At 61.9% G+C, this 24,372-nt stretch carries 15 protein-coding genes and 2 tRNA genes; 10 read left to right on the plus strand and 7 right to left on the minus strand.

What is annotated here, in order from left to right:
* Window positions 1–93: 93 nt before the first annotated feature.
* Window positions 94–1,902: an exodeoxyribonuclease V subunit alpha gene (gene recD, locus JY500_RS12130; protein ID WP_246479604.1), complete on the plus strand. Its 1,809-nt coding sequence runs from the start codon at window positions 94–96 to the stop codon at window positions 1,900–1,902.
* Between the two features lie 75 nt (window positions 1,903–1,977).
* Here recD and JY500_RS12135 read toward each other — a convergent pair whose 3' ends face one another.
* On the minus strand, window positions 1,978–4,377 hold the full coding sequence (locus JY500_RS12135) for an alkaline phosphatase family protein (protein WP_206252648.1): 2,400 nt from the start codon (window positions 4,375–4,377) through the stop codon (window positions 1,978–1,980).
* A gap of 288 nt (window positions 4,378–4,665) precedes the next feature.
* Here JY500_RS12135 and JY500_RS12140 point away from each other — a divergent pair, with 288 nt between their 5' ends.
* The 6 genes from JY500_RS12140 (at window position 4,666) to JY500_RS12165 (ending at window position 17,612) form a co-directional block, all read left to right on the plus strand.
* Window positions 4,666–5,454, plus strand: a complete 789-nt coding sequence (locus tag JY500_RS12140; RefSeq protein WP_281391146.1) for a gamma-glutamylcyclotransferase family protein — start codon at window positions 4,666–4,668, stop codon at window positions 5,452–5,454.
* A 101-nt stretch (window positions 5,455–5,555) separates the two neighbouring features.
* Entirely contained in the window at window positions 5,556–6,272 is a 717-nt protein-coding gene (locus JY500_RS12145) for a hypothetical protein (protein WP_172199409.1), read from the plus strand.
* A 27-nt stretch (window positions 6,273–6,299) separates the two neighbouring features.
* Window positions 6,300–11,672, plus strand: coding sequence for an AAA family ATPase (locus tag JY500_RS12150; RefSeq protein WP_206252652.1), 5,373 nt, complete (start codon window positions 6,300–6,302; stop codon window positions 11,670–11,672).
* A gap of 1,667 nt (window positions 11,673–13,339) precedes the next feature.
* Complete coding sequence (locus tag JY500_RS12155) at window positions 13,340–13,900, plus strand: SUKH-4 family immunity protein (RefSeq protein ID WP_206252654.1); 561 nt, start codon at window positions 13,340–13,342, stop codon at window positions 13,898–13,900.
* A 2,077-nt stretch (window positions 13,901–15,977) separates the two neighbouring features.
* Complete coding sequence (locus JY500_RS12160) at window positions 15,978–16,814, plus strand: DUF4034 domain-containing protein (RefSeq protein ID WP_206252656.1); 837 nt, start codon at window positions 15,978–15,980, stop codon at window positions 16,812–16,814.
* Between the two features lie 273 nt (window positions 16,815–17,087).
* Entirely contained in the window at window positions 17,088–17,612 is a 525-nt protein-coding gene (locus tag JY500_RS12165; protein WP_206252658.1) for a hypothetical protein, read from the plus strand.
* 193 nt (window positions 17,613–17,805) lie between these two features.
* On the opposite strand, the gene JY500_RS22150 is transcribed toward JY500_RS12165, so the two are convergent.
* The 6 genes from JY500_RS22150 to JY500_RS12190 all read right to left on the minus strand — a co-directional run bounded on the left by JY500_RS22150 (window position 17,806) and on the right by JY500_RS12190 (window position 20,215).
* Complete coding sequence (locus JY500_RS22150; protein ID WP_281391147.1) at window positions 17,806–18,348, minus strand: phage portal protein; 543 nt, start codon at window positions 18,346–18,348, stop codon at window positions 17,806–17,808.
* Window positions 18,349–18,351: 3 nt separating this feature from the next.
* Complete coding sequence (locus tag JY500_RS22155; RefSeq protein WP_246479608.1) at window positions 18,352–18,762, minus strand: phage portal family protein; 411 nt, start codon at window positions 18,760–18,762, stop codon at window positions 18,352–18,354.
* Window positions 18,763–18,932: 170 nt separating this feature from the next.
* Entirely contained in the window at window positions 18,933–19,121 is a 189-nt protein-coding gene (locus JY500_RS12175; RefSeq protein WP_206252660.1) for a hypothetical protein, read from the minus strand.
* Between the two features lie 2 nt (window positions 19,122–19,123).
* Window positions 19,124–19,333, minus strand: a complete 210-nt coding sequence (locus tag JY500_RS12180) for a hypothetical protein (protein ID WP_206252662.1) — start codon at window positions 19,331–19,333, stop codon at window positions 19,124–19,126.
* A 666-nt stretch (window positions 19,334–19,999) separates the two neighbouring features.
* Window positions 20,000–20,076: transfer RNA gene (locus JY500_RS12185), tRNA-Met, on the minus strand.
* Between the two features lie 63 nt (window positions 20,077–20,139).
* Window positions 20,140–20,215: transfer RNA gene (locus JY500_RS12190), tRNA-Thr, on the minus strand.
* Between the two features lie 110 nt (window positions 20,216–20,325).
* On the opposite strand from JY500_RS12190, the gene JY500_RS12195 reads away from it, so the two are divergent.
* The 3 genes from JY500_RS12195 (at window position 20,326) to JY500_RS12205 (ending at window position 24,361) form a co-directional block, all read left to right on the plus strand.
* Window positions 20,326–21,822, plus strand: a complete 1,497-nt coding sequence (locus JY500_RS12195) for a hybrid sensor histidine kinase/response regulator (RefSeq protein ID WP_172202904.1) — start codon at window positions 20,326–20,328, stop codon at window positions 21,820–21,822.
* Window positions 21,823–21,830: 8 nt separating this feature from the next.
* Window positions 21,831–22,472 (plus strand): response regulator, encoded by a 642-nt coding sequence (locus tag JY500_RS12200; RefSeq protein WP_172202905.1) that lies wholly within the window; start codon window positions 21,831–21,833, stop codon window positions 22,470–22,472.
* 74 nt (window positions 22,473–22,546) lie between these two features.
* Window positions 22,547–24,361 carry a GGDEF domain-containing protein gene (locus JY500_RS12205; RefSeq protein ID WP_206252663.1) on the plus strand — a complete coding sequence of 605 codons (1,815 nt, stop codon included), beginning with the start codon at window positions 22,547–22,549 and terminating at the stop codon, window positions 24,359–24,361.
* Window positions 24,362–24,372 lie beyond the last annotated feature (11 nt).

A 24,372-nucleotide genomic window follows, 5' to 3' on the forward strand; every position in this document is an offset into this window, starting at 1 on the left:
CAGACAGCTCTCTGCGGCGCCATGGCGCCGATCCACCCTGGCCACCGTCGAAGCAAGATCGAACCGAGTGCATCTCGAAAGCGGGCTCCAATGATGCCCACTTCCCCCCTGCCTGACGGCTTCGCCCACCACATCACCCGCTGGGCACAGCGCGCCGGCGCCAGCGAGCCGGCCGTCGCGCTCGCCGAAGCGGCCGCACGGCTGGTGTCGGCCGCCACCGCCGAGGGCCATGTCTGCGCCCATGTGGATGCGCTGCCGCCGCCGTGGCAGGCGATGCCACCGGATGAGCTGCACGCCGCGCTGATGGCAACCGGCGTGGTGGCGGACGACGCCTCCGCCGAGCCAGCGCCCCTGTTCGCCGATGGCAGCGGCCGCCTGTACCTGTGGCGTTACCACGACTACGAACGTCGCCTTGCGAGCGCCTTGCATGCACTGGCGCAGCCGTTCGCACTGGCCGATGCCGACATCGCGCGCCTGCGCGCCCAGCTCGACCAACTCTTCCCCGCCGACGCACCACGCAGCGAGCCGGACCGGCAGAAGCTGGCCGCGGCACTTGCGCTGCAAGGCGGGTTGACGGTGATTTCCGGCGGGCCGGGCACCGGGAAGACGCACACCGTGGTCGGCCTGCTGGCGGCACTCTTGACGCTGCAACCAGACACACGGGTCGCGCTCGCGGCGCCCACCGGCAAGGCCGCGGCGCGGATGATGGACACCCTGCGCCGCCGCACCGCGGACCTGCCCTCGGCGATCCGTGAACGCTTGCCGACCGAGGCGTGGACGATCCACCGCCTGCTTGGTGTCACCAGCGAGGCCGGGCGCTTCCGCCACCATCGCGACAACCCGCTGCCGATCGATGCCTTGGTGGTCGACGAAGCCTCGATGCTGGATCTGGCGCTGGCGACGCAGCTGGTCGAAGCGATGCCCACCGGCGCACGGCTGATTCTGCTCGGCGACAAGGATCAGCTTGCCGCGGTGGAGGCAGGCGCGGTGTTTGCCGAGCTCTCTGCCGGGCAGCGCTTCAGCGATCGGTGCGCGGCCGAACTCGCGACCCTTGTCGGAGGTGAGCCCGACGCCCTTCGCGACATCGCCAGCGGCGTTGCACCGCTGCCGGACTCGGTGGTGTGGCTGACCGAAAGCCGCCGCTTCCGCGCAGACTCCGGCATTGGCCGGCTCGCATCAGACATCAACGCCGGCCGCGGTGTGGAGGCCCTGGACTGGATGCAGGCAGGCACCGACGAGTCGGTACGCTGGATCGATGACGCAGGTGAAGCGCCCAGCGCGGCGAGCCTGGCGGCCGTGCTTGCGGGCTACGCGCCCTACTTCGAGGCGCTGCTTGACGAAGCGGCTGGCCATGACCCGGCCGCGTTGATGCGCGCGCTCGATCGCTTCCGCGTGCTGTGCGCGGTGCAGGCGGGGCCGCGCGGCGTGATGGCGATCAACGACTTCGTTGCACAGCGCGTGCGCCGGCTGACCACGCCGGCCAGCAGCAGCCCGTGGTACCGAGGCCGTGCGTTGATGATCCTGCGCAACGACTATGCGCTGCGCGTGTTCAATGGCGACATCGGCCTGTGCGTGCCGGGGCCGGGGGGCGAGTTGGCCGTCGCCTTCCCCGATAGCGATGGCACCTGGCGGCGGCTGACGCCGAGCCGCCTACCCGAACATACCGACGCCTTCGCGATGACGGTGCACAAATCGCAGGGCTCCGAGTTCGAGCGCGTGCATCTGCTGCTGCCGGCCAGCGCCGCAGCAGTGATGACGCGCGAGCTGGCCTACACCGCGGTCACGCGGGCCGCATCGGCCGTCGAAATCTCTGGGAATGGCGAAGTCTTCGTCGCCGCCTGCGCCCAGCCGACACGACGGCGGAGCGGACTGGGGCGGCAGTTGATGCAAGGCTCACACTGACGCGCGGCGGCGCCAGCCAGGCAGGCAGATCGCGCCCAGCCTGGCTGGTGTCAGTTGCCCAACAGGGCGCCGCGTTCAGGCCATCCGCTTCGCAAAGTCGTCGATCAAGGCATGCAGGGTCGCGAGGTTGGTGGCGCGGGCGAGTATGTCGTCCGACACCTTGGTTGCCTCCGCGGCGCTGAGCTTGCCGCGTGCGATGGCCCAGATGATGCGAGGCGTCATCAGGCGGTGCAGATCGTTGAGCGCGAGATCCGGATTCGGCTTGCCTTCACGCGGGAAATCGCTGTCGTACGGCGGCGTCAGCTCCGGCGCGTCGGTGCGCGGTGTCGTGCGCTGGAACACGGCTTCGAAGGTCGGCGCACGATCGGTTCGGTCTCCCAGCGCCCAGGTGGTCTTCGGAATGCCGTACCAGTGCAACAGCGTGGCAAGGATCGAGGTGGCGTCGTAATGAACTGGCGTGGATGAACGGAAGACCGTTTTCTCCTTGATCCACGGTGACACCAGGATCGTCGGCACGCGCACGCCCATCATGTCGAAGCGGTAGCCATCCACGATGTCGTTCGGCCATGGGTTCTCGGCATACGGCGGCGCCACATGGTCGTAGATGCCGCCGTGCTCGTCGAAGGTGATGACAAACAGCGTCTCGTTCCACGCCGGCCCTGCCTTCATCGCGTTGAACAATTCGTTCAGCGCCTGTTCGCCAGGAATCACATCCGGCCCCGGGTGGTAGGACGTTGTGCCAGCCGAGCCGACCCAGACCGGCTCCAGGAAGCTGAACGCAGGCAGTTTGCCTGCACGCGCATCGGCCTTGAACTGCTCGATGCTCGCGATGTGCGCCGAGGGGTTCGCGTCCACCGCGGGAATCTGCCCCTGCAGATACAGGTGGTAGGTATGGACGAAGCCCATCCACTCGATCGAGTTGTAGATCTTCCAGTCGGTGTAGCCGTTGGTCCACAGCACCTTCCAGATCGACTGGCGATGCCAGGTATCCGGCCAGTCGACGTACTGCGCACCGTTCTGGAAGTTGTTGAGTTGACCGAGTGCGGAGCCGGAAAAGGCGAATGCACGGTTCGAATCGGTCGCGCCCGGCATTGAGCTGAACCAGGCGTCGGACACGGCGTAGTGCTTGGCAAGCCCGTTGAGCACCGGCAGTTGCGTCGGGCTGTAGGTCAGCATCACCGAATCGGATGCGTTGTTCCACACGAAGCCGCCCATGTCCGGCGTGGCGCGCTCGGCGTAGCCGTGGGGGTTCTTGTAGAAGTACTGGCGCATCACGTCGGAATGGTCGTGATACGGATCCACGGTGAGGAAGTCGAGTGACCAGTCATCGCTGAGCTTGCCGTCCTTGTACTGGCTGAGATAGACCTTGCGTTCGGCGCCCTTGTCGTCGGTGCCGACGTTGAACATCTCCGTGCTCGCACCGTCGAAGGGCGCATCGTTGCCGACAAAGTGGATGCCGGCTTCGCCCTTCTCGTACAGCCAACCACAGACATGGTCGAAGGAGCGGTTCTCTAGCATCAGGTACACGACATGCTTGATCTTGTCGCGCATGAAGTCGACGGTGCCCGGCACCGCCTTGCGCTGTTCGCAAACGGGCCGCAGTGACTGGATCGCCGTCAGCGTCGTATGCGCATCGAAGTCCGCCGGCAGCACGCCGCTGCGCACCGGCCCGGTGAGCGGATTGGCCGAGCGCGGATCAAATCGCCACAGGCGGTAGCTGCGATCGGCAGGCACCCAATCGAGCACATGTTCGCCGATTGCAACCAGTTGATGACTGGCGTCGATGTCTGCCCAGCGGCCATGCTGGATGCTCGGGCGTGCCAGCGGGAATTCGTTGCCCGGATCGAAGCTCCAGACCCAGTAGTCGCCCGTCGCGGCCACGCGATCGAGTACATAGTTGCCGAACGGAATCAGCTCATGGCCGGCCGCAATGGAATCAAAAGCACCTTGCGGTGAGTAAGGCTTGGGAAGCGGATCGGATTGGCACGGCGCGACCGGATTGGGGTCGAAGTTCCACAGCTGGAAAGTGCCGCGCCCTGCTTGCGGAATCAGGTTGAGGACGAAGCCGCCCATCGGCACGAGCATCAGATTCTTGCCGGAGTCGAAACTCTTCGCGGCGCCGTTGGGGTTGCCGAAATCCGGCCGCGACCACCAGAACTTGGACTTCGGCCACAGCCCCTTCTGCACAGGCGCGCCGGCGAGCGGGTCGTCGCTGGCGGGATCGAACTCGAACAGCCGGTACGGAAAGCTTGCCTGATAGGCCTCCAGCGCCACCGGCCCCCATTCGAGCAGATAGCGCCCGATCGACAGGATCTGATGGCTGCGATCGAACTTGGCGTCCGGCTTCAGCGGCATGCGTTGCAGCAGATCGGGCCCATCCAGATTGATGCGCCACATCGCGTAGGCATCGTCTGTGTCCGAACGGCTGATCAGGTAGTCGTGCGAAACGGGCACGGCTGGGCTGTGCGTGGTCATCGTGATTCTCCGCAGGGGGCCGCGCGCGTCGCACAGCCGTGTTGTTATGGTGTCGCGCACTCGCGGCGCGATCCGTTTCAGCTTAGCAGGCGCTTAAGGCGTCGACGTGTTTTCGCACCACATTCCGCACGTGAAAAATACCTGGACTGTTGGGCCCAATCCCGATCCCATGCGTCAAGTCACCCGACGCCCTTTCAATCTCCGACGTGCGCGGCCTGGTCAAATGCGGGCAAGGAAACCGACGTGCTAACCTCGACCTGACTGTGTCTGCCTTGCGGAGGATGAGGGGTGTTCTGGTATTTCGGCTACGGATCGAACATGGATCTGCGCTCGCTGCGCGCCAAGGGTGTGGAGCCCCGCGAATCGATGCGCGCCGTGCTGCGGGGCTGGCGGCTCCGGTTCAACGTGCACCACTTCTTCCGCCACGAAGGCGGCGTTGGCAATATCGAGCCGAGCCCCCACCCCGCAGACCATGTCTGGGGTGTGCTTCATCTGTGTGAGCCGCAGCACCTTGCGCTGCTTGACGCCGCGGAAGCCTACGGGCACGGCTACGACCGCATCACGGTGCAGGTAGAAACAGAACGGGGCCTGCAGGCCGCCACCGCCTACGTCGGTATCCCCTCATTCATCGACGAACAATGCCGGCCCACGCAGCGCTACCTGAACATTCTGCTCAACGGCGCGGAGGCATCACAACTCGACCCCGACTACATCGCCGCGCTGCGCGCCACGCCGGTGCACGTCAAGAAGCCGGTTGCCCCCTTCGCGCCCCCGGCTGGCGACTTCCCGCACTTTGACGCGGCGAGCCTTGCCCACCATCCGCTCTACACCGCGCTAGCCGGCTCGGTGTTCGACATGTCGGGTGCCCGCTGGCAGCACGACTTCCTGAAGGGCTTCTTCGGTGGGCGCGACATGACGCTCTTCCACCTCAAGCGGCTCGATCACTCCGACGGCAGCGAGACGCTGGACGACATCCGCCACAACCGCCTGACGCCCGCACAGCGCGCCTACCTCGACGAATACCTGCACGCCTACAGCGACGAGTACGAATACGTCGGTCGCTACCATTACGACTGAGGCATCGGCGCGCCACTACTTGATTACGGCGTGTTTTGCGATTGCGGCAGTTCGTGCTGCGAAGTACCCTGTAGCCCCTGACAATCGCGAGGTTTTTTGCCATGGATCAATACGCACCACCCCTGCCGCACGGCCCGCTGGAAGAGGTGTTCCCCGACGTCTTCTTCGTCACCGGCACGATGAAGACCGAGCTGATGAACGCCCACTGGCACTTCAGCCGCAACATGACGGTGGTGCGCGATGGCGACGAACTTACGCTGATCAACTCCGTGCGGCTTGACGACGCGGGTCTGGCACAGCTCGAAGCCCTCGGGCGCGTGGTCAATCTCGTGAAGATCGGTTCGCTGCATGGCCGCGACGATGCGTTCTACAAAGCACGTTACGGCGCGCGCTTCTGGGCCCTGCCCGGCATGCAGCACGAAGGCGGCCTGACGGCGGACGTCGACCTCGTGCCCGGCGGTGAAGTGCCCTTCAAGGGCTGCAGCGTCTTCGAATTCAAAACCACAAAACTGCCGGAAGCGATCCTGCACATCGACCGCGCGGGCGGCATCCTGGTCGCCTGCGACGCGTTGCAGAACTGGGTGCAACCCGACGACTTCTTCTCGAACGAGTCGCGCGACATGATGGCCGGCATGGGCTTCTTCCAGCGGGCGAACTTCGGCCCGGTGTGGATGCAGGTCAGCGAGCCGAAGGGCGACGACTTCTCGCGCCTGCGCGAACTCAGCTTCAAGCATGCGCTGTGCGGTCATGGCGAGCCGCTGCGCGACATCGCAGCGGAAGCCTACGGCGCGCGTATTGCGCAGGTCTTTGCGGGCTAAGGCTCGCAACTCATCGCGCACCCCTGCATGCCCGCGCCCGAGCTCTCCGGCTACCAGATCGGCGCGGCACTGCATCAGTCCCGTGTGCGTTCGGTCTTCGAGGCAATACGCCTCGAAGACAATGCACCCCTGATCATCAAGACGCTTTCAGCCGAGTATCCCGGCAAGCAAAGCGTTGCCGAATTGCTGCGCGAGTTCCAGGTTACGCTGCGCTTGCAGCCGGTTGAAGGCGTCATCCGCGTACATGGTCTGGAGCCGCACGGAAACGGGAACCTGGCGGTCGTATTCGAGCGTTTCGGCCACCCGCTCGCCCATCGGATCGCCTCGCAGCGCGGCGCCGACGTGCCACTGGATCTGTTCTTCGACGTCGCGATCCGCGTGGCAGAGACGATTGGCCATGTGCACGAATTCGATGTCGTCCACAAGAACATCCAGCCCCACAGCATTCTGCTGAACGACGCGGGCGCAATCCGGCTGATCGACTTCGGCATCTGTTCCGAGCTCTCGCGCGAGCGGCCCAACTATGCGCATTCCCGGCGTATCGAAGGCGTGCTGCCGTATATTTCTCCCGAGCAGACCGGGCGCATGAACCGCGATCTGGACTACCGCTCCGACTTCTATTCCCTGGGCGTCACGCTCTACGAACTGCTGACTGGTACGTTGCCCTTTCAGGCATCGTCAACGCTCGAATGGGTCCATGCCCACATCAGCGCAGCGCCCCGCTCGCCGAGCGATGTGCGGCCTGGCATACCGGACGCGGTGTCGGCAATCGTACTGAAGCTGCTCGCAAAGAATGCGGAGGATCGCTACCAGAGCAGCTACGGATTGATCGCCGACCTGCAACGCTGCCAGCGCGCCTTGTCGCAGACCGGTTCGGTGCCCAGCTTCGCCTTGGGCGAACGCGACGTCTCACGCAAGTTTCAGATCCCGCAGAAGCTCTACGGCCGCGAACCGGAACTCGCAACGCTGCTCGCCCTGTTTGAGCATGTGGCGACCGGCGCCACCGAGTTCTGCATGGTGTCCGGCTACTCGGGCATCGGCAAATCGGCGCTGGTCAATGAGATCGCCAAGCCGCTCGTGCGGCGCAACGGCTATCTGATCCAGGGCAAGTTCGACCAGTTCCATCGCAGCACCCCTTACTCGGCCGTCGGGCTCGCGCTGCGCAGTCTGGTGCCGCAGTTGCTGGCGGAGCCGGAAGCGCGCACCGCAGCGCTGCGCGAGCGGATTCTCGCCGCGGTGGCGCCTAACGCGCGGCTACTGACCGACCTGATGCCGGAGCTCGAACGCATCATCGGCCCGCAACCCGCCGTGCCGGAGCTACCGCCCACCGAGGCGCAAAACCGCTTCCAGATCGCACTGCTCAACTTTATCCGTGCGATCACGGCCGAGCAGCCGCTTGTGATCTTCCTCGACGACCTGCAGTTCAGCGACGCATCGTCGTTGAACCTGATCCGGTGGCTCGCAAGCGCGCGCGAGCTGACCCGATTGCTGTTCATTGGCGCCTACCGTAGCAACGAAGTCGACGTGGGTCACCCGCTGCGGCTTGCGCTCAACGAGGTCGAAGAATCCCGCACGATCCACGAATTGCCGCTGCGCCCCCTGGAGCAAGCATCGGTGGAGCAGCTCGTGGCGGACACGCTGGGTTGTGCGCCGGCCGACAGCGCCCCGCTCGCCGCGTTGCTACACGACAAGGCGCAAGGCAACCCGTTCTTCCTTACCGAGATGCTGCGGACACTGGAGCAATCTCGCGCGATCCGCTTCGCGCCGGAGATTGGTCGCTGGCGCTGGGACATGGCCGCCGTGCAGCAGAGCGGGCTCAGCGGGAACGTGGTCGACCTCGTCGTTGCCAACCTGCGCAAGCTGGCACCCGATACCCAGCGTGTGCTGCAGCTCGCCGCCTGCATTGGCAGCCGCTTTGACCTGCGAACCCTAGCGGTGATCCACCAGCGATCGATGGATGCGACCAGTGCGGCATTGATGCCCGCACTCAAGCGCCACATGGTGATTCCGCTGCAGGATGACTACAGGCTCTTCGGCGCCGCTGGCGCGGGCGAAATCCCCGCTGACGATGCCGCAGCGCTGAACCCGGTCTACCGCTTCCAGCACGACCGCGTGCAACAGGCCGCCTACGCGCTGATCGACGAAGACCAGAAGCAGGCCGTGCACCTCTCGGTCGGCAGGCTGATCCTGCAGCACGCCGATGCCGACGAGCGCGACGCTCGCCTGATCGACATCGCGGACCACCTCAACGAAGGTCGCCGACTGATCGACGATCCTGCCGAACGCCTCACGCTGGCGCGCCTGAACCTGGCGGCAGGCATCAAGGCGCAACGATCCTCAGCCTACGAGTCGGCGCTCGAATATCTGCGCATCGGCCAATCGCTGCTGCCGCAGAACGCGTGGGACGGCGAATACGAACTGGCGAAGGCGCTTGCGACCGAGTTGCAGCAATGTGCCTACCTCACCGCGCGCTACGACGAGGCCGAAGCCGGCATCGAACAGCTGCTCGCGCGTGCCCGCACTGCGCTTGAGAAGGCGGACATCCTCTCGATGCGCACGCGGCAATACGCGACCACCGGGAAGATGACCGAGTCGATCCGCGCCGCCATCATGGGGCTCTCGCTCCTCGGCATGCGCATCACGGACAACCCGGATCGGGCCGCCATCCAGCGTGAAAAAGCGGCGGTCAAGCGCAACCTGGGAGGGCGACCGATTGCATCGCTGATCGACGCCCCACCGCTGACCGACCCGGCAAAGAAGGTCGCGATCCGCTTGCTGATGGAGATCTTCCCCGCCGCCTTCCTCTCCGGTAGCGGGAACCTGTTCCCCTTCCTCGTGCTGAAGTCGGTGAACATCTCGCTGCAGAGCGGCAACAGCCCGGAGGCGGCGTTCGCTTACGCCGCCTACGGCATGTTGCTGTGTGGCGTGCTGGACGACCCGGCGACGGGTTACGCGTACGGCCAGCTCGCCGTGGCGATGAACGATCGCTTCGACGACATCACGCTCAAGTCGCGCGTGCTGTACGTCTACACGATGTTCGTGCACCACTGGAGCCAGCACTGGTCCAGCATGACGCCGTGGTTCCGGCGCGGGATCGAATCCGGATATCAATCCGGTGACCTGCTCTACCTTGCCTACAGCGCGCAGGACTGCATCATCTGGGACCCCAAGCTCGACCTCGAAACGGCCGAGCAGGAACACTCAGACTTCCTCAGCATCGTGCGCGATTGCGCGTACCAGGACTCGCTCGACTCCGGCACGCTGTTCCTGCAAATGCAGCGCAATTTCCTTGGTCGCACCGAAGCGCTGTGTTCGATGAACGACCCAGGCTTCGACGAGCAGCGCTGCCTTGAGGGCATGTTGCAGCGTCGCTTCATGACCGGTGTGGCGAACTACCACATCTACAAGGTCGAGATCTGCTGCCTGTACGGTGAGTACACCGAAGCGCTCAAGCATGTGCGGGCGCAGGACAAGCTGATGGCCTCGGCGATGTCGCTGCCGCAGTTGGTGCGATTCCAGATTGCCGCATTCATCACGCTGGCGAGCCTCGTTCCCCAGATGGATGAGACCGAACAGCGCGAAACGCTCAAACGCCTCCGCGCGGATCTGCGGCGCATGGCCCGCTGGGCCGCGCATTGCCCCGATAACTTCCTGCACCTGCAGCACTTGATGGAAGCGGAACTCGCGCGACTCGATGGCCGCAACGAGTTGGCACTCCGGCGCTACGAGCAGGCCGCGGACGCCGCCCACGCAAGCGGCTTCCGGCGGGATGAGGCGATGGCCAACGAACGTGCCGCGCGGCATCTGCTTGCGATCAATCGGCGCAAGGCCGCCGAGGGCTATCTGAGCGCCGCACGGCATCTGTACCAACGCTGGGGCGCGCATCGCAAGGTGGCGCACCTGGAAAGCGAGTTCCCTCAGTTACGCGGCTGGCACGCTGCGCCGGGCCCACTGCCCAGCGCGGGCAACCCGCCGTCGGACAGTAGCGAGGAGTCGCCAGAAGCCGGTGCGCTCGACATCGCATCCGTCATGAAAGCCTCGCAAGCGATCTCTGGCGAGATCGTGCTCGAACGGCTGCTCAGCACGACGATGCGCATCATGCTTGAGAACGCGGGCGGCCAGCGTGGCTGCTTTGTGGTTCGACACGATGGCCAACTCGTCATGGAAGGCGCCTGCGAAGCCGGCAAGGACGAAGTGCAGGCAGCGCGCGCCATTGACGCCGCCGACACCGCGCTGCCACTGCCGATGTCGATCATCTATCAGGTGATGCACACCCAGCAGGCGATCGTGCTTTCCGACGCGACCGCACCCGGCCACTTCACACGTGACGCATACCTGCTCGCCCACAAGCCCCGCTCGGTACTCTGCGTACCGCTGCTGCGCCAGGGCAAGTTCGAGGGGGTGATCTACATGGAGAACCGGCTCGCAGCCGGCGTATTCACGGAAGAGCGGATCGAGATCCTGAAACTGCTCGCCGCCCAGGCGTCGATCTCGATGGAAAACGCGCGGCTGTACGCGTCGCAACTTCACCTGGTTGAAGCGCAGCGTCGCTTTGTCCCCAGCCAGTTCCTCGAAAGCCTGAACCGCCGGGACATCGCACAGGTTGACCTCGGCGAACACGTCGCGAAGAACATGAGCGTGATGTTCGCCGACCTGCGCGGTTTCACGCCGCTCGCAGAGCGCCTCGACCCGCGTACCGTCATCGCCCTGCTCAACCGATTCTTCGTCAGCATGGAGTCGCCGATCACGCATTCCGGCGGCTTCATCGACTCGTTCGCCGGCGACGAAATCAAGGCATTGTTCGATACCGCTTCGGACGCCGCGGTGCACGCCGGTATCGACATGTGGCGGGCGCTGGAAGCCTTCAATGAACGCTCTATCGCCGCCGACCAGCCAACCTTGCAAATGGGGGTCGGCATCAATAGCGGGCCCGTAGTGCTGGGCACCGTTGGTGGGCACGACCGCATCCAGTGTTCGGTGATTGGCGACACGGTGAATCTCGCCTCGCGCATCGAGCAACTCACCAAGGTCTACCACGCGCGCTTGCTGATCGGCGAGCAGACCTACCTGAGCCTCGCCCGCCCCGATTCAATCGAAACCCGCCTGGTGGACCGCGTCGCCGTGAAGGGCAAGAGCCTGCCTGTAGCGCTCTACCAGGTCATCGACGCCGAGGCGGAGGCCCAGCGTGACGCCCTGCTCGCCACCCGCGACATGCTGCGAACCGCGATGTCGCTCTACTACGCACGGCAATTCGACGCGGCGCTAGCGGCCTTCAAAACCATTGCCGCCCACACCCCAGACGATACCGTGCCGCAGCTATTCATCGCGCGATGCGAACGCTACCTCCAGGAAGCCCCGGCACCCGAGTGGCAGGGCGTCGAGCGCCTCACGAAGAAGTGACCACCACGAACCGAACACCAACCGCTTCCTGCGAGCAAAACAAGCGCCAGCAACCACACCTTCCGTTTAGACCACTACCACCTAACGCCCACGCTCTTAGCGCCGGTTACGCCAGGGTTACGACTCCGCCGGTGCCCATCGCGATCGCGTGGCCTCAAAGACGTCGCAAAGGAGCGTTCGGCGCGCATTGCAACGATCCAATCGGGGGGGCCGCGCAAGCCGAGTTCGGATAGCTTGAATTAAGGAAGGATCAACAAGCTTGGTCAGCTCGATACGACCGCGAGCGCAAACGTATCATCAGGACTCACCCCGCGGCTAAGGCGACCCGCGACAGACCCCGCCGCCACGGCACTCAACAGACTGAACGTGAATAGCCCTTGGTCTTCTCGCTCATTGACGATATCCAACGCTACTGCAAGCTCCTGGACGAGGGGTTTGACATGTTAAGCACGGACGTCCAGAGCGACCGCGAAGTCCTCCTCTACTTGATTGGCCCCATCAAAATCGCAGAGCGCGACGGAGATACGTCGCCAATAAGGGAAACAGGCCGATCAGCTTACGCTGTCGGCCTGTCTTTACAACTAGTTGCGGCGACACGCTTCGCGACCCGGAAGTCGATCATGGTTCGCTGATCGCGATTGCATCCTCGACGCCCCATCCAGGCCGCCCATGGGGCGGCCTTTTTGTTGTCATCCCTTGTGAGAAAGCAGCGAGCGCAGAGGCGCGGCGCGCGTACAAGAACCGGAATTTTGACTAGCGTCGGAAAAAGGTAACTTCGGCAACCCCTTCCGGGAAACACCATTCAAGGCCTTGCCCCGCAACGCCTTACGACAAATGCAAGAAGGTAACTATTGGGTAGCCTTAAGGTAACTTGGTTACCTTCTTCGATTGTCACCGAGGCTGTTTTCAGCCCTATAAAAATCAATACCTTAGCCGGTGTTACCTTTTTGGTTACCTGAAGTTACTTTCCAAAGGTAACCATCGGCGGCCTTACGGATCAGTCACTTAGGGCTGGTTTTGGTCGCTCGTTACCTTGGTTACCTTGTTCCGACGCCTCTCTAAGAAATGGCGACCCAGGGAACGCAGGGCCAGCAAACCGCCCGTGCAAGTACTTGGCTGCATGAAAGTGCATGAATCTGGCCCGAACCGTCGTGCCCGTCGCGCCGGCAGCACACCTCATCGGGTTGCGAACGTGCGGCTGCAAGATTCTCAAGCCACAAAGCGGGCGGGCGTGGCGGGCTCACGAGCGCGCGCAGCGGGGCAACGACAAAGGCCCCCCTGTGGAACGGAGAGTGCCGGTGCGACGCCGTCCCGCTTCGAATCACCATGTCACGACCAGGGCTGCGTCATATCGGCGAAAACCTGCGCAGAGATGGCAGCCCAGGGCGTGCCTGAGAAAGCCATCTACTGCGAGAAATGGCACACACGAACGGCAATCCTGCCTTGGCCGTTGTAGTCGCAGCAGCGCTAAAATTGTTGAGACCCCTTGTCGCCCCCGTTGGATCGGCTCCCGCCCCCAAGCACAGCAGTTCATCGAGGATAGTGACCCTTTCAGTTCGGTTGGATGATTAGAAGCAACGGGCCTGCAGGGTTTTGTGACGGCTTGGCGCGCGACAAATACCCCAATAAGACCTCGATTCACGGTCTACTTAACGTTAAGCATGCAAATGTCAGAGCTCCTTTTTGACGAATACACCAAATACTCAGCCACACGGCTGAGCGAGCTTGGCGTATCGGAAGAGCCTGCAAGTTTTCTCTCTACGCAGGGCCTCCCTACCTGGTGCGCTCCGAACGCTCATTTCGGTTTCGTAGATGATGCTGAACTTCCGTTGTTTGAGATTGACGCGCAGCGGTACGTTGGATTGGGTGAAGACCGGGATGGCAACGTCATCGCGCTCGAGGTAAATACACTAGAAATTTGGGTGCTTATCGAGCAGCAAAGTCCGGTGTTCCTTGCTGCTAGCCTCAAAGAGCTCTCACTTTCTCTGAACGAATTTCAGCACTGCATCAATTCGGCCGTTGCGCACGACGCGGAGGCCTATGTCCTGAATCGCATCGCGCCGTCATTCCTGGATCCCTTTGTGAAGTGGGCCGAGGCTGAGAACCCGCGCCTGGTGCAACAGGGGGCTTTCTGGGCGAGCGTGCTTTCGTGGCTCGGCATGCATAACCAGTCGCTCGAGCGAACTCGCGTCGGCCAGCCGCCGCTCGCGGCTCAGCTTCAACGTTAGCCAGTTGCCAATGAATTACGCACTACTTTTGCTTCCTCTCATATGCGCGATAAACGGGTGCACTCTTACCCACACTGAGTCGGCCTTTTCATACAATTCGGCCATGGCGCCTCACTCTGTCGGCGCGCTCGACCGCACCCAGTTCCATTCAATAACGGTCGCAGACTACCGATACGACCCAGTAACAAGACGACGTATCGACGATCCCCGAGTCCTAGTTCATAAGCGAGACCAATACAAACAACAAGTCGGGGGTGAGTACGCCGTCGAACGTCCGCTCGGTGACTACGTAGCGGAGGCATTCACAGCGAGCCTAGTCAAGTCCTCTTCCAAACTCTCGCCGCACTCCCCCGTCGCGATAAGAATAGAGATTCGCTCTCTTGATGACCCAATTACAAAGAGGGGGGTGCTCTCGCGCGACAAGATGCTGCTCGTAATGAAGGCTGATGTCGTAGTGATAGACCGCAACAAGCAAATCGAATTGTGGCGAAACGCCTTCACGGGGCAAGCTGATCTTGCTTACAGCGGGATCGTTTTTTCGATGGACGACATTTTGCGAGCGCTACCAAACACAATTGACGACGTAATACTCCAATGCATCTCGTCTGCGGGGTTCAAGGCTGCACTCGCTTCGAGCAGTCAGTCCTCATAGGAAGTGTAGTCGTTGTCATTATTGCCTCCTCGTTGCCTGTTCAACCACTCTCGGCTAACCAGTCCGTCAACGGGACGCCAAAATGTTGCACGTTTTGTCCCCTCCGCTGCGCTCCGGTGCCGGTTACTTTCAACGTTAGTCATACAGAAATTGGAGCGTTCTATTGTGTTCCGCAAGCTGTCCGGCCGTGCCGTTATGGTGATCGCTGCACTCGCTCTTTGTGCATGCGCCACACCGAACTCCAAGCGGGCAACGGGAGTCACTCTCCCGGTAGCCTCAGGCTACCAAGGCGACGACGCCGCCGAGATTGAATTTAGCCATAACCAGAATTTCAAGTCGCCGCGGGGAACGCCCCTTATGGGTGACCCGCTCGTTTGCCGTGAATCGCGCGCTTATCGTGTAACTGATGGGGATACGTCCAAAGACTCAATCCGCATCAAGGGGGGAGACGAAATCTCTGTAACTTCGGTAGTTCGTCTCGAAAGCGGCAATCTCTACAAGTACTGCGCTCCGTTCGTTGCCTTCGTCCCAGAAGCAGGTGGCAGATACATCGTTGTTAACGAGCGAATAGGTGGATTCTCGACACCAATGAGAGACCTCACTTGTCGTGTTGCGGTCTACAAACAGACGGGCGACGGCCCGGTTAGGGTCGCACAATCAAATCAGCAGAAGAGTCGATGTGAGTTTCGCTCTGATGACTAACAATGCAGTCAACCGAACACCCGAATGCCATGCATTTTGGTTCCCTACGCGACGCTTCGGCGTCTGGAATATTCAACATAAGAAAGCTCAGTCCCTTCGCGTTTCAATATTGTCCGTCACCATGATCTTCGGGCATGCCGCGTCCGCTGACAACGATCTGTTAGTTGGTCGTCCGTTTGTTGCTGTGCGCGCTCAACTTGTGCGTGATGGCTGGAGTCCGCGACAAACTTACCTACAACTCCGCGATGGCCTACTCGAACGAACGACGGGCACCGCGGCACAGTTCTACGCCGCAGGCTACAGCGAAGTCGAGGTGTGCGCAGGCACGGGCTTCAATCCGTGCATCTTTAACTATCGGAAAGGAAACCGGTGTTTGCGGGTATTAACAACGGGCGAAAACGTCAGGTCAGGCATAGTGAGTAGCGTGAAAGAGGAGTGTCCTCCGAGTGATGCGCTATAAGTTGTCAGTCATCCTTACTGTCAAACCTGCGCGTTATTTGTTTTCCTAGCCTGCGCTCCGCGCTGGCCACTTTCAACGCCAGTTTCCATGGCTGCATCTGGTACGCGTGCTAAAGCGCACCACCGAGATATGGGTCAGATTTGTGTAGTTTTCACTTTTTGCGACAGGCAGTTTTAATTCAAGTAGTTTCCAGCACAACCAGACCTCCCCGCCGCAGGCACAGAGAATATCTTTGCAAAACGATTGCGTGAAGGAACACAACAATGGAGAACGAGGTGCGTCTATATACGCAAATATTCACTGCAGCACTATTAATCTGGTCCTGCGCCTGCCACTCGGAGGGAGTTGATGTGCAAGAGGCTCTTCGCGCGAAGCAATTTGAAGCCATAGAAAAAGTTCTCAACGCAAGAGAGAGTGAGTTTAAACAAGGCAAGCTGGGCGAGTACGACATATTGGACGCATACAAGCCCTTCTATCAGAGCGAAGACGTCTTTTCTAATGAATTGAATGACTGGATCCACAAGAAGCCGAACTCATATATCGCACACTTAGCACGTGGAACTTACTACCGAAAACTGGGCGAGTTTCGAAGAGGAACCCGATATATCCAGCAAACACCAGCTGAAAATGTGAGGTTCATGCATCAGCAGTTTGAGATTGCGAAGACCGATTTGCGGAAAGCCCTTTCGCTCAATCCGCGCTCGTTCCTGGCGATACTCAACCTTCTGAACATCGAGTTGCAACAGGGGGATGAAAAAGAGTCGGCGCTCCTCTTGCGTGAGGGAACGAAACTCTACCCGCACACACTGTTGCTGCGCGCGAGGTACATGGTTCACCTGCAGCCGCGATGGGGTGGATCTTACGAGGCTATGGATGCCTTCCTGCGGCAAAGTCGCGCTGAAGGGGCCCCCGACCCGGTTTTGAATCTCCTTATGGCCATTAAGCTCGATGACATCGGCTTCACAAGCGAGGAGCATCGCGATTACGACTCCGCGCACGATCACTATCAGCGGGCACTGGCTTTGTGTAGAGCGGCGGATCGACGATTCATTTCCAGTTACGTGCTGCATGCCGCCGATTGGTGTTCTAGAAACTGCTGATCGCGCAGTTTGGTATTAAAACTGAATCTCCCCACCCTCCCTAGATAGTCTGGTCTTCGGCTGGCCGCGGATCGCTTCCGGGCGGCGTGAATGCTCCCACTGCGGCGCGCCGCTCCTGTTGCCCTACTTCCTTCGCCTGCGACGTCCCCCTAGACCGCAGGACTGTCGGCTCGTTGATCGCGGTCAATCGCTCGGTTGCCGGCTGGCGCACAGTAACCAGACACCCGTCACGGGTGACGGGTGGTCAGTAACGAGCACAAAACGGAGCTCGCCATGGTCTATCCCTATTACGAAGCTGTCTCAAACAACTGGATCCGTGCTCAAGAGGTGGGTAAAGGGCAGTCCCTTGCCTTTCCCGTGTCATGGGGCGACGTGGTGGCGGTGGCCCTGCTGCCAGGCACATTGATCGGCGTCCACGCAAGCCTCCAAGGGTGTGATCGGCTAAGGCCCGCGCCCCAGCGACGCTGGGTTTGGTTCAACCGCGAGAGTGCTAGGGAGACGCTGGCCCAATTGCCCAAGAACGCAATTGCTTACGCGCTCTTTGGATGTAGCCCGATTCTTCGCGACCTTGGGCCGCCCGACCCGATCCAATGTCTCCCGGAAGCGTCATATGCGGCATGGGAACGTGATGCTGCCGTCGGGGGGCATGTGCTTAGCTTGGGAATGAATGCCGCCGTCCCGCTGAGACTCGGTCATGGAGCGGGTTTCTACGCCACCTCGGCCGAACAAGACGGCATTCAAGTCCGATTCCTCGGCAAGGACGGACCGCCCCCGTCGGCTGACTTGAAGGACTGGTAAGCACTGCGTCGGCGGGGCATAAGCGTCTGCTGCTCGCCCCCGACGAAACCGAACAACTCGCTGGCGGCGCGGTGCCAGACCCACCTCCCGTGGAATCGTGAGCGCCTCGGCGTCCTCGCCGCAGCGCCTCAATGCGACGGTACTGCGGTTTTACAGCTGGTCAGCAGCCAACAATCCGGGGCGCCGCGTGACCCTAGGCGGCGGGTGACACCGCTGCCGCGTCACTTCCCCTGAGGGCATACGCCTCAAACCGAACCACCTCCTCCCCCAGCCACTCATTCACCTCTTTCATCCGCTCCTGCAGCGGTACCACCTCGTTCTGCGCGAACACCTCCGCCGCCTTGCCCGCATCGCCAAATCCACCGGTGTTGTGCGGGATGATGCCCATTAGCTGCGGCGGCACCCGATGTGCGGCCAGTTGGTCGTCACGCGTCACGCTCTTGATGTTCCAGAATTCATCCTTGGCGGCGATCTCGCTGACCGGGATCACCTGGATCCCGTCCTTCTTTCCGTTCGGGGCGTACACAAAGAGGTTGCGGAAGTTGCCGGGGCCTTTGCTGCTCTTCAGCGCTTCGCGAAACGCATCGATGTCCGACTGCTGCTGCGCCGTGTCGGTCATGTAGAAGATCGCACCGGCGTGGCTGCCGTTGAGGTAGTACTTGCGCCGGTAGAGCGTCGCGGATTCGTTCAGCCAGGCTGAGTTCAGGGCCGACAAATACTCGGGTAGCCCATACACCTCCTAGTTGATATCGGGCTCGATCAGGTGGAACACGCTCCCCTTCTCAAACTGGTGCTCCAGTCCGTAGCCGGGCACGAACCAGTACGTATCCAACTCGACGCCTCGCCGCACGAACTTGGCCAGCGCGGGTTCGAGCGAGAGCGGCTTGTTCAACCGGTTCATGCGTCGCTCTAGGTAAGCGTTGCCGAAGATCAGAAACTCGAGGACCCAGCGAGCAAAGGCCGAACGCGACAGCAGCGGGTGCGGGATGAAGGTGCTCACCAGGATGTTGCGCTTCACGTAGATCGGCGAGCTGCGGTGGGCCGTGGCACGGAACGAGCGCGTCAGCCCATCCCAAGAGATCGGCGGTTCGTACCAGCGCCCCATGTTCAGGCAATCAACATAGTGGAGCAGCTCACGGCGATCGAGCACCGATACCGGGTCACCGAAGCTGAAGGCCTAGCCCCGCCGCGTTGGTGCCGTGGTTTGCGCGCTCGTCACTCGCGCGGATTGGAGGTGGCGTTTTCTCTTCATGATCAGCAGAACTCCACAAAACCGCTGCTGGTCGAGTCGGCCCACCCGCGGCTTATTGGCCAGCGCGTTCATGCATGCCCACGCGAGGTCCGCGTGGCTCGTCTGTTCGGACCGCCGGCCTCAGAGGTCACCTGCCGGCCGATCGCCGTAGTGGTCTTCTTGATCGCCATGAAGGCCGCCGCCAGGTCGGTCGCGCCGGCATTTAGCTCCAGCCGTCCGTTACAGACCACGTCCATCGCCTTGAGCGCCAGCCGCACCGTTACTTCAACGCTTTGCTGGATGGCTGGGCGCCCGGGAAGAACTGGCGTACGAGCCGATACACGCCCTGCCCGATGCCGATGCAGGTCACGCGGTAGCTGTCGCAGACCTTCTTGAGCCGAACTGCCTGCTCCTCATAGTCCATGCGGTTGAACTGCACACCGTCGAGCACGCAGAATTTGCCGCCGGATGTCAGCGGCGGCGCGATCACAACCAGCGTAGCACTGTCGCCGGTGTGTTTGAGGGTCTATGCCCACGCGGTCAAAGCCGCACGTGATCGATCGAACGCCGTCGCCAAGTACCACAGCCGACCATCCTCGCACGGCGCCCGTCTTTGACCGCCAGCCCCAAAAGAACACGGAGCGGTCGAGTACTTGGCGACACCCACTAGATGTGAGCGTCGACTCCACCACGCCCGGACTGGTGCGCGAGCACTCTTTGAGCCCGGCGCGATCGAGGAATTCCGTCGGGCTGCGCATAAGTAACTCGACCCATGTCGCCGCGACGCTGCTACTTTGGAACGCGCCACCCGAGTTCGAATTGCCTAAATTGGCGAAGAAATTGGACGCCCGGGCGCCGCGATCGTGACGATTGGGCTGTCGCCAGCACCTCCGTCGCGGCTGGAACCACCCGCACCGCTACACAACTAGCCGGCAGCAAAGGTGAAGAAATGGCGCCAGTTCGCTCATCGATGGCATCCAGCGTTACCGCAAGCTCCTGGCGGAGCTGCAAGACACGCTGAGCACAGACGTCGCCCGCGCCCGCGAAATCCTCCGCCGGCTGGTCGGCCCCATTGAAATGGTGGAGCGCGACGGACATACGTGGCTAGAAAGCGAAACAGGCCGATCAGCTATTGCTGTCGGCCTGTCTCTAGGTGTGGTTGCGGGGACAGGATTTGAACCTGTGACCTTCGGGTTATGAGCCCGACGAGCTGCCAGACTGCTCCACCCCGCGTCGGAGAAGAAGAATTATGGATTAACGCGTTTTTAATGTCAACCCACGAATTCGATAATTTTTTGGTGCCGACAGTAGGACTTGAACCCACGACCTTCGGTTTACAAAACCGCTGCTCTACCAACTGAGCTATGCCGGCGCCGGAGGTGGCGGATTATACCGATTCGCGCTGCTAATGCTACGAGTGTCGTGCTATCTTTTTTCGGCTGCACACCATTACCTTCATGGCAGCCTCAAGAAAGCAAAGCGATGACGCGTCAAGTACTCCGTGTTCTGCTGGTGGAAGACAACGAAGACGACGCGATCCTTCTGCTGGCGCGCTTACGCCGCGCAGGCTTCGAAGTGTTCTCGGAAAGGGTTGAAACGCCCCAGGCGCTTGATGCGGCGCTGAGCCACGGCACATGGGATCTGATCCTTTCGGATTACAAGCTGCCAGGGTTCTCAGGTATCGCTGCGCTCGAACGAGTGCAGGCTCGCAAGATCGACGTTCCGTTTTTCATCATTTCGGGGACGATCGATGACGAGACCGCGTCGTCAGCCATGCGCGCCGGGGCACAGGACTATTTGAGCAAGGATCGCCTGGACCGGTTGATTCCGGCCGTTGAGCGCGAGTTGCGCGAAGCGCGGATGCGCAGCGAGCGCCTCGCTGCGATCGAAGCCGCCCGCGATCACGAGGCGCGCCTTGGCGCGCTGGCGGCAAATATTCCTGGTGCTGCATTTCAGATGACGCGCGGCGACGATGGCCAGATTTCGATCGAGTATCTGAGCGAAGGCGCCCTGTTCCTCTTCGAAGTGCCGCTGGACGCGCTGATCGGCGATGGCTCCCAGTTGTTGGGCATGGTGCTGGCTGAAGACCGCCCGGGCCTGGATGAGGCGTTGAGTGAATGTTCGCAGCGCCTCGCAACACTGAACTGGGAAGGACGCATCCGGGTACCGGGGCGCGACATCAAGTGGATCAACCTGCGCGCAACGCCGACTCGGCTTGACGCCCAGACGACACGGTGGGACGGCGTGATGTGGAACATCACGCACAGCAAACAATCCCAGGCAGATTTGTCTGCGTCACGAGCGCAGTTGGCGGAGCTTTCCAACCACCTGCAGAGCGTCAAGGAAGAAGAGCGGGAGCGAATTGCGCGCGATATTCACGACGTGCTGGGTGGCCTGCTCGTAGGGATCAAGATTGAGCTGTCACTGCTCGCGAGCCGGCTGGAAAGCGACCCGGCCCACGGCGCGCGCGCCAAACGCATCGCGGGTTTGGTTGACGAAGCAATCACCACGGCGGGCCGCGTTGCCCGCGAGCTGCGACCCGGCATCCTGAAAGAGTTTGGCCTCGCGGCCGCCATCGAGAGCCACGCTGAGGATTTTTCGCAACGCACGGGACTGCGCTGCAATGTTTTGTGCGCGGATCACGACATTGAATGTGCAGAAGACGCGAGCATCGCGATATTCCGCGTCTTCCAGGAGACCCTCACCAACGTCGCCAAGCATGCCCAAGCGAAAGAGGTTACCGTGAGGCTGATGCAGGAAGGCGACGAAGTGCTGCTGCAGGTCACGGACGATGGCGTCGGCATTCGCAGCGCCGATTTTTCGAAGCCCCGTTCGTTTGGCCTTCGCGGCATGCGCGAGCGTGTGGCCAGCCTTGGCGGCAGCGTGGACATCCGCGCGGTGTCGCCGCATGGCACACAGATGATATTGCGCGCGCCGGTTGCGCAGTCAGGTAACCATTCGTTCCAGGAAAGCGCCTGAGGTTGAGCATGAACGCACCAACGATTCGAGTACTGATTGCGGACGACCACGCCATCGTGCGCCAGGGGCTGCGTGCGATTCTTTCGGACACCGCAGACATGGTTGTCGCCGGAGAGGCCGAAAACGGCGTTCGCGCGCTCCAGTTGCTGCGGGACGGGGCATGGGATGTGGTTCTGATGGACGTGAACATGCCGGACCGCAACGGGATCGACACACTGAAACTGGTCAAGAAGGAGTTCCCGAAGCTACCGGTGCTGATGTTGTCGATGCACCCGGAAGAGCAATACGCGGTGCGGGCGCTCAAGGCGGGAGCGTCGGGCTACCTGTCGAAACAGAGCGCACCGGAGCAGCTCGTACTCGCGATTAGGCAGGTCGCATCGGGCAAGAAATACGTCAGCGCCGAGGTAGCGGAACAGCTGGCCACCGCGATCACCGAGGATGACCGCGCACCGCACGAGCGCCTCTCGGATCGCGAGTACCAGACCCTGTGCATGATTGCGTCCGGCAAGACGCTGACGCAGATTGGCGAGGAGCTCAACCTCAGCGTAAAGACGGTTAGCGTGTACCGCGCCCGGCTGCTCGAGAAAATGAAACTCAAGAACAACGCTGAGCTGACGCACTACGGGCTCAAACACGGCTTGGTCGAATAGGCGACGCGGCATTACTCAAGATGCGCGCACAGATGCCGTAGGCACTGCATGCCCTTCGATACGCCGGGTGACCAATGAACCAGCCCACCCAAAGCCCTTCTGACATCGCTCGCGAGGTGCTCAAGCGCCTCGCTGTGAGCCGCGTCCCACCGACTCCCGACAATTTCCGCTCGATCTATCACCAGATCGCGGGCACCACACCAGACGAGGAGTTTCCTGCGCGGGAGTTCAAGAGCTTTGCCGCGGAACTGCCACGCGAGCGGCCTGAGCAACTCAGGCTTGCCCGTCGGTTCGAAGGCGCGGTGAGCGAAGGCAACTGGGAAAGCTTTCACAGCCGCATGCTGCAGCTGTTCCAGGAAATCACCGAGGAAACGCCGCCCTGGGCAAGCTTGATCCGCGATCTGCTGACCCAACTCGAACGCCGGCACGCCAACCTGACCCCCAAACGCAAGGCCGAAGCGCTTGAACACGTGCTGGGCTCAAGCCAAGCGGACGCACAACAGTTGTTCAACCGCTTGCAGGGTCTGGTTCGCGGTTGGGCGACAGACAGCACCGCCGACACGATCACACTCGTCGACACACCGGCCGAGTTGGCCACCTCTGTCGACGATGCAACCGCTGCCGCCGGCGCAGCCCAGGCACCGGCCGCGGCCAGCGCCACGTCGATCGCGCAGTCGGCGAGTCTTGCCGACAGCCTCGATGTGCGCCGCTTGATCGCACAAGTGCTGGAAGAGGCAATCGGTGGCCTGCTGATCGAAACCCCCGAGCTCAGCTCGATGGCCGGCCAACTTGCGACAGAGCTACGCCAGCCGAGCAAGGACTTCGACGCCGACGGCTTTACGAAGCGGCTGCGCGCCTTTGCCTACAAGGTTGAATGGGTCGTGAGGGATCAGGCTGGCATCCGCCAGGCGCTGCTTCGGCTGCTGCAACTCATTATCGAGAACATCGGGGATCTGGTCGCCGACGATGCCTGGGTACACGGCCAGGTCGAAGGGGTGCTGCAGGTCACCAACGGCCCGCTCGATCGCGACGCGATTGACGAGATGGGCAAGCGCCTGCGTGATGTGATTCTCAAACAAGGTGTGCTGAAGAAAAGCCTGACGGACGCGCAGGAACGGCTCAAGGCGATGCTCTCGGGCTTTGTGGACCATCTGTCCGACATCTATGTATCCACTGGCGGCTACCGGGACCGCATGGAGCATTGTGCGGCGCAGGTCGCTCAGGCTCAGACGATTGGAGAACTGGCATCGGTTGTCGAGGAGATCATCAGCGAGACCCGCAACATGCAGATCCGCGCCGAGAATTCGCGCGGAGAGTTGAGTGCGCTGAAGCAGCAGGTAGACAGCGCCAATGCGGAAGTCGAGCGCCTGCGCCAGGAACTCGACAACGCAAGCGACCTCGTGCGACACGACCCGCTCACTGGTGCGCTAAACCGCAAGGGGCTCGACGACACGTTGGAACGCGAGATTGGCCGGGCAGAACGCAGCGGCAAAGCACTTTGCATCGCGCTGATCGACGTCGACAACTTCAAGCAACTCAACGATTCGCTCGGCCACACGGCGGGCGACGAGGCGCTGGTTCATCTCGCGCGTGTCATCGGCGACACGATCCGCCCGCAGGACTCTGTGGCGCGCTATGGAGGCGAGGAATTCATCCTGGTACTGCCGGACACGGAACTCGATGCCGCAGTTGGCGTGGTGCAACGATTGCAGCGAGAGCTGACGAAGCGCTTCTTCCTGCATGACAACAGCAAACGACTGATTACGTTCAGTGCCGGCGTCAGCCGCCTGGACCCGAACGAGCCCGCAAAACGCTCAATCGATCGCGCGGACGAAGCGATGTACCGCGCTAAGCGGGCCGGCAAGAACCGGGTGGAAGCGGCGCGCTAAGCGTGCGTGCC

The sequence above is a fragment of the Niveibacterium microcysteis genome (assembly GCF_017161445.1).
GTDB lineage: Bacteria > Pseudomonadota > Gammaproteobacteria > Burkholderiales > Rhodocyclaceae > Niveibacterium > Niveibacterium microcysteis.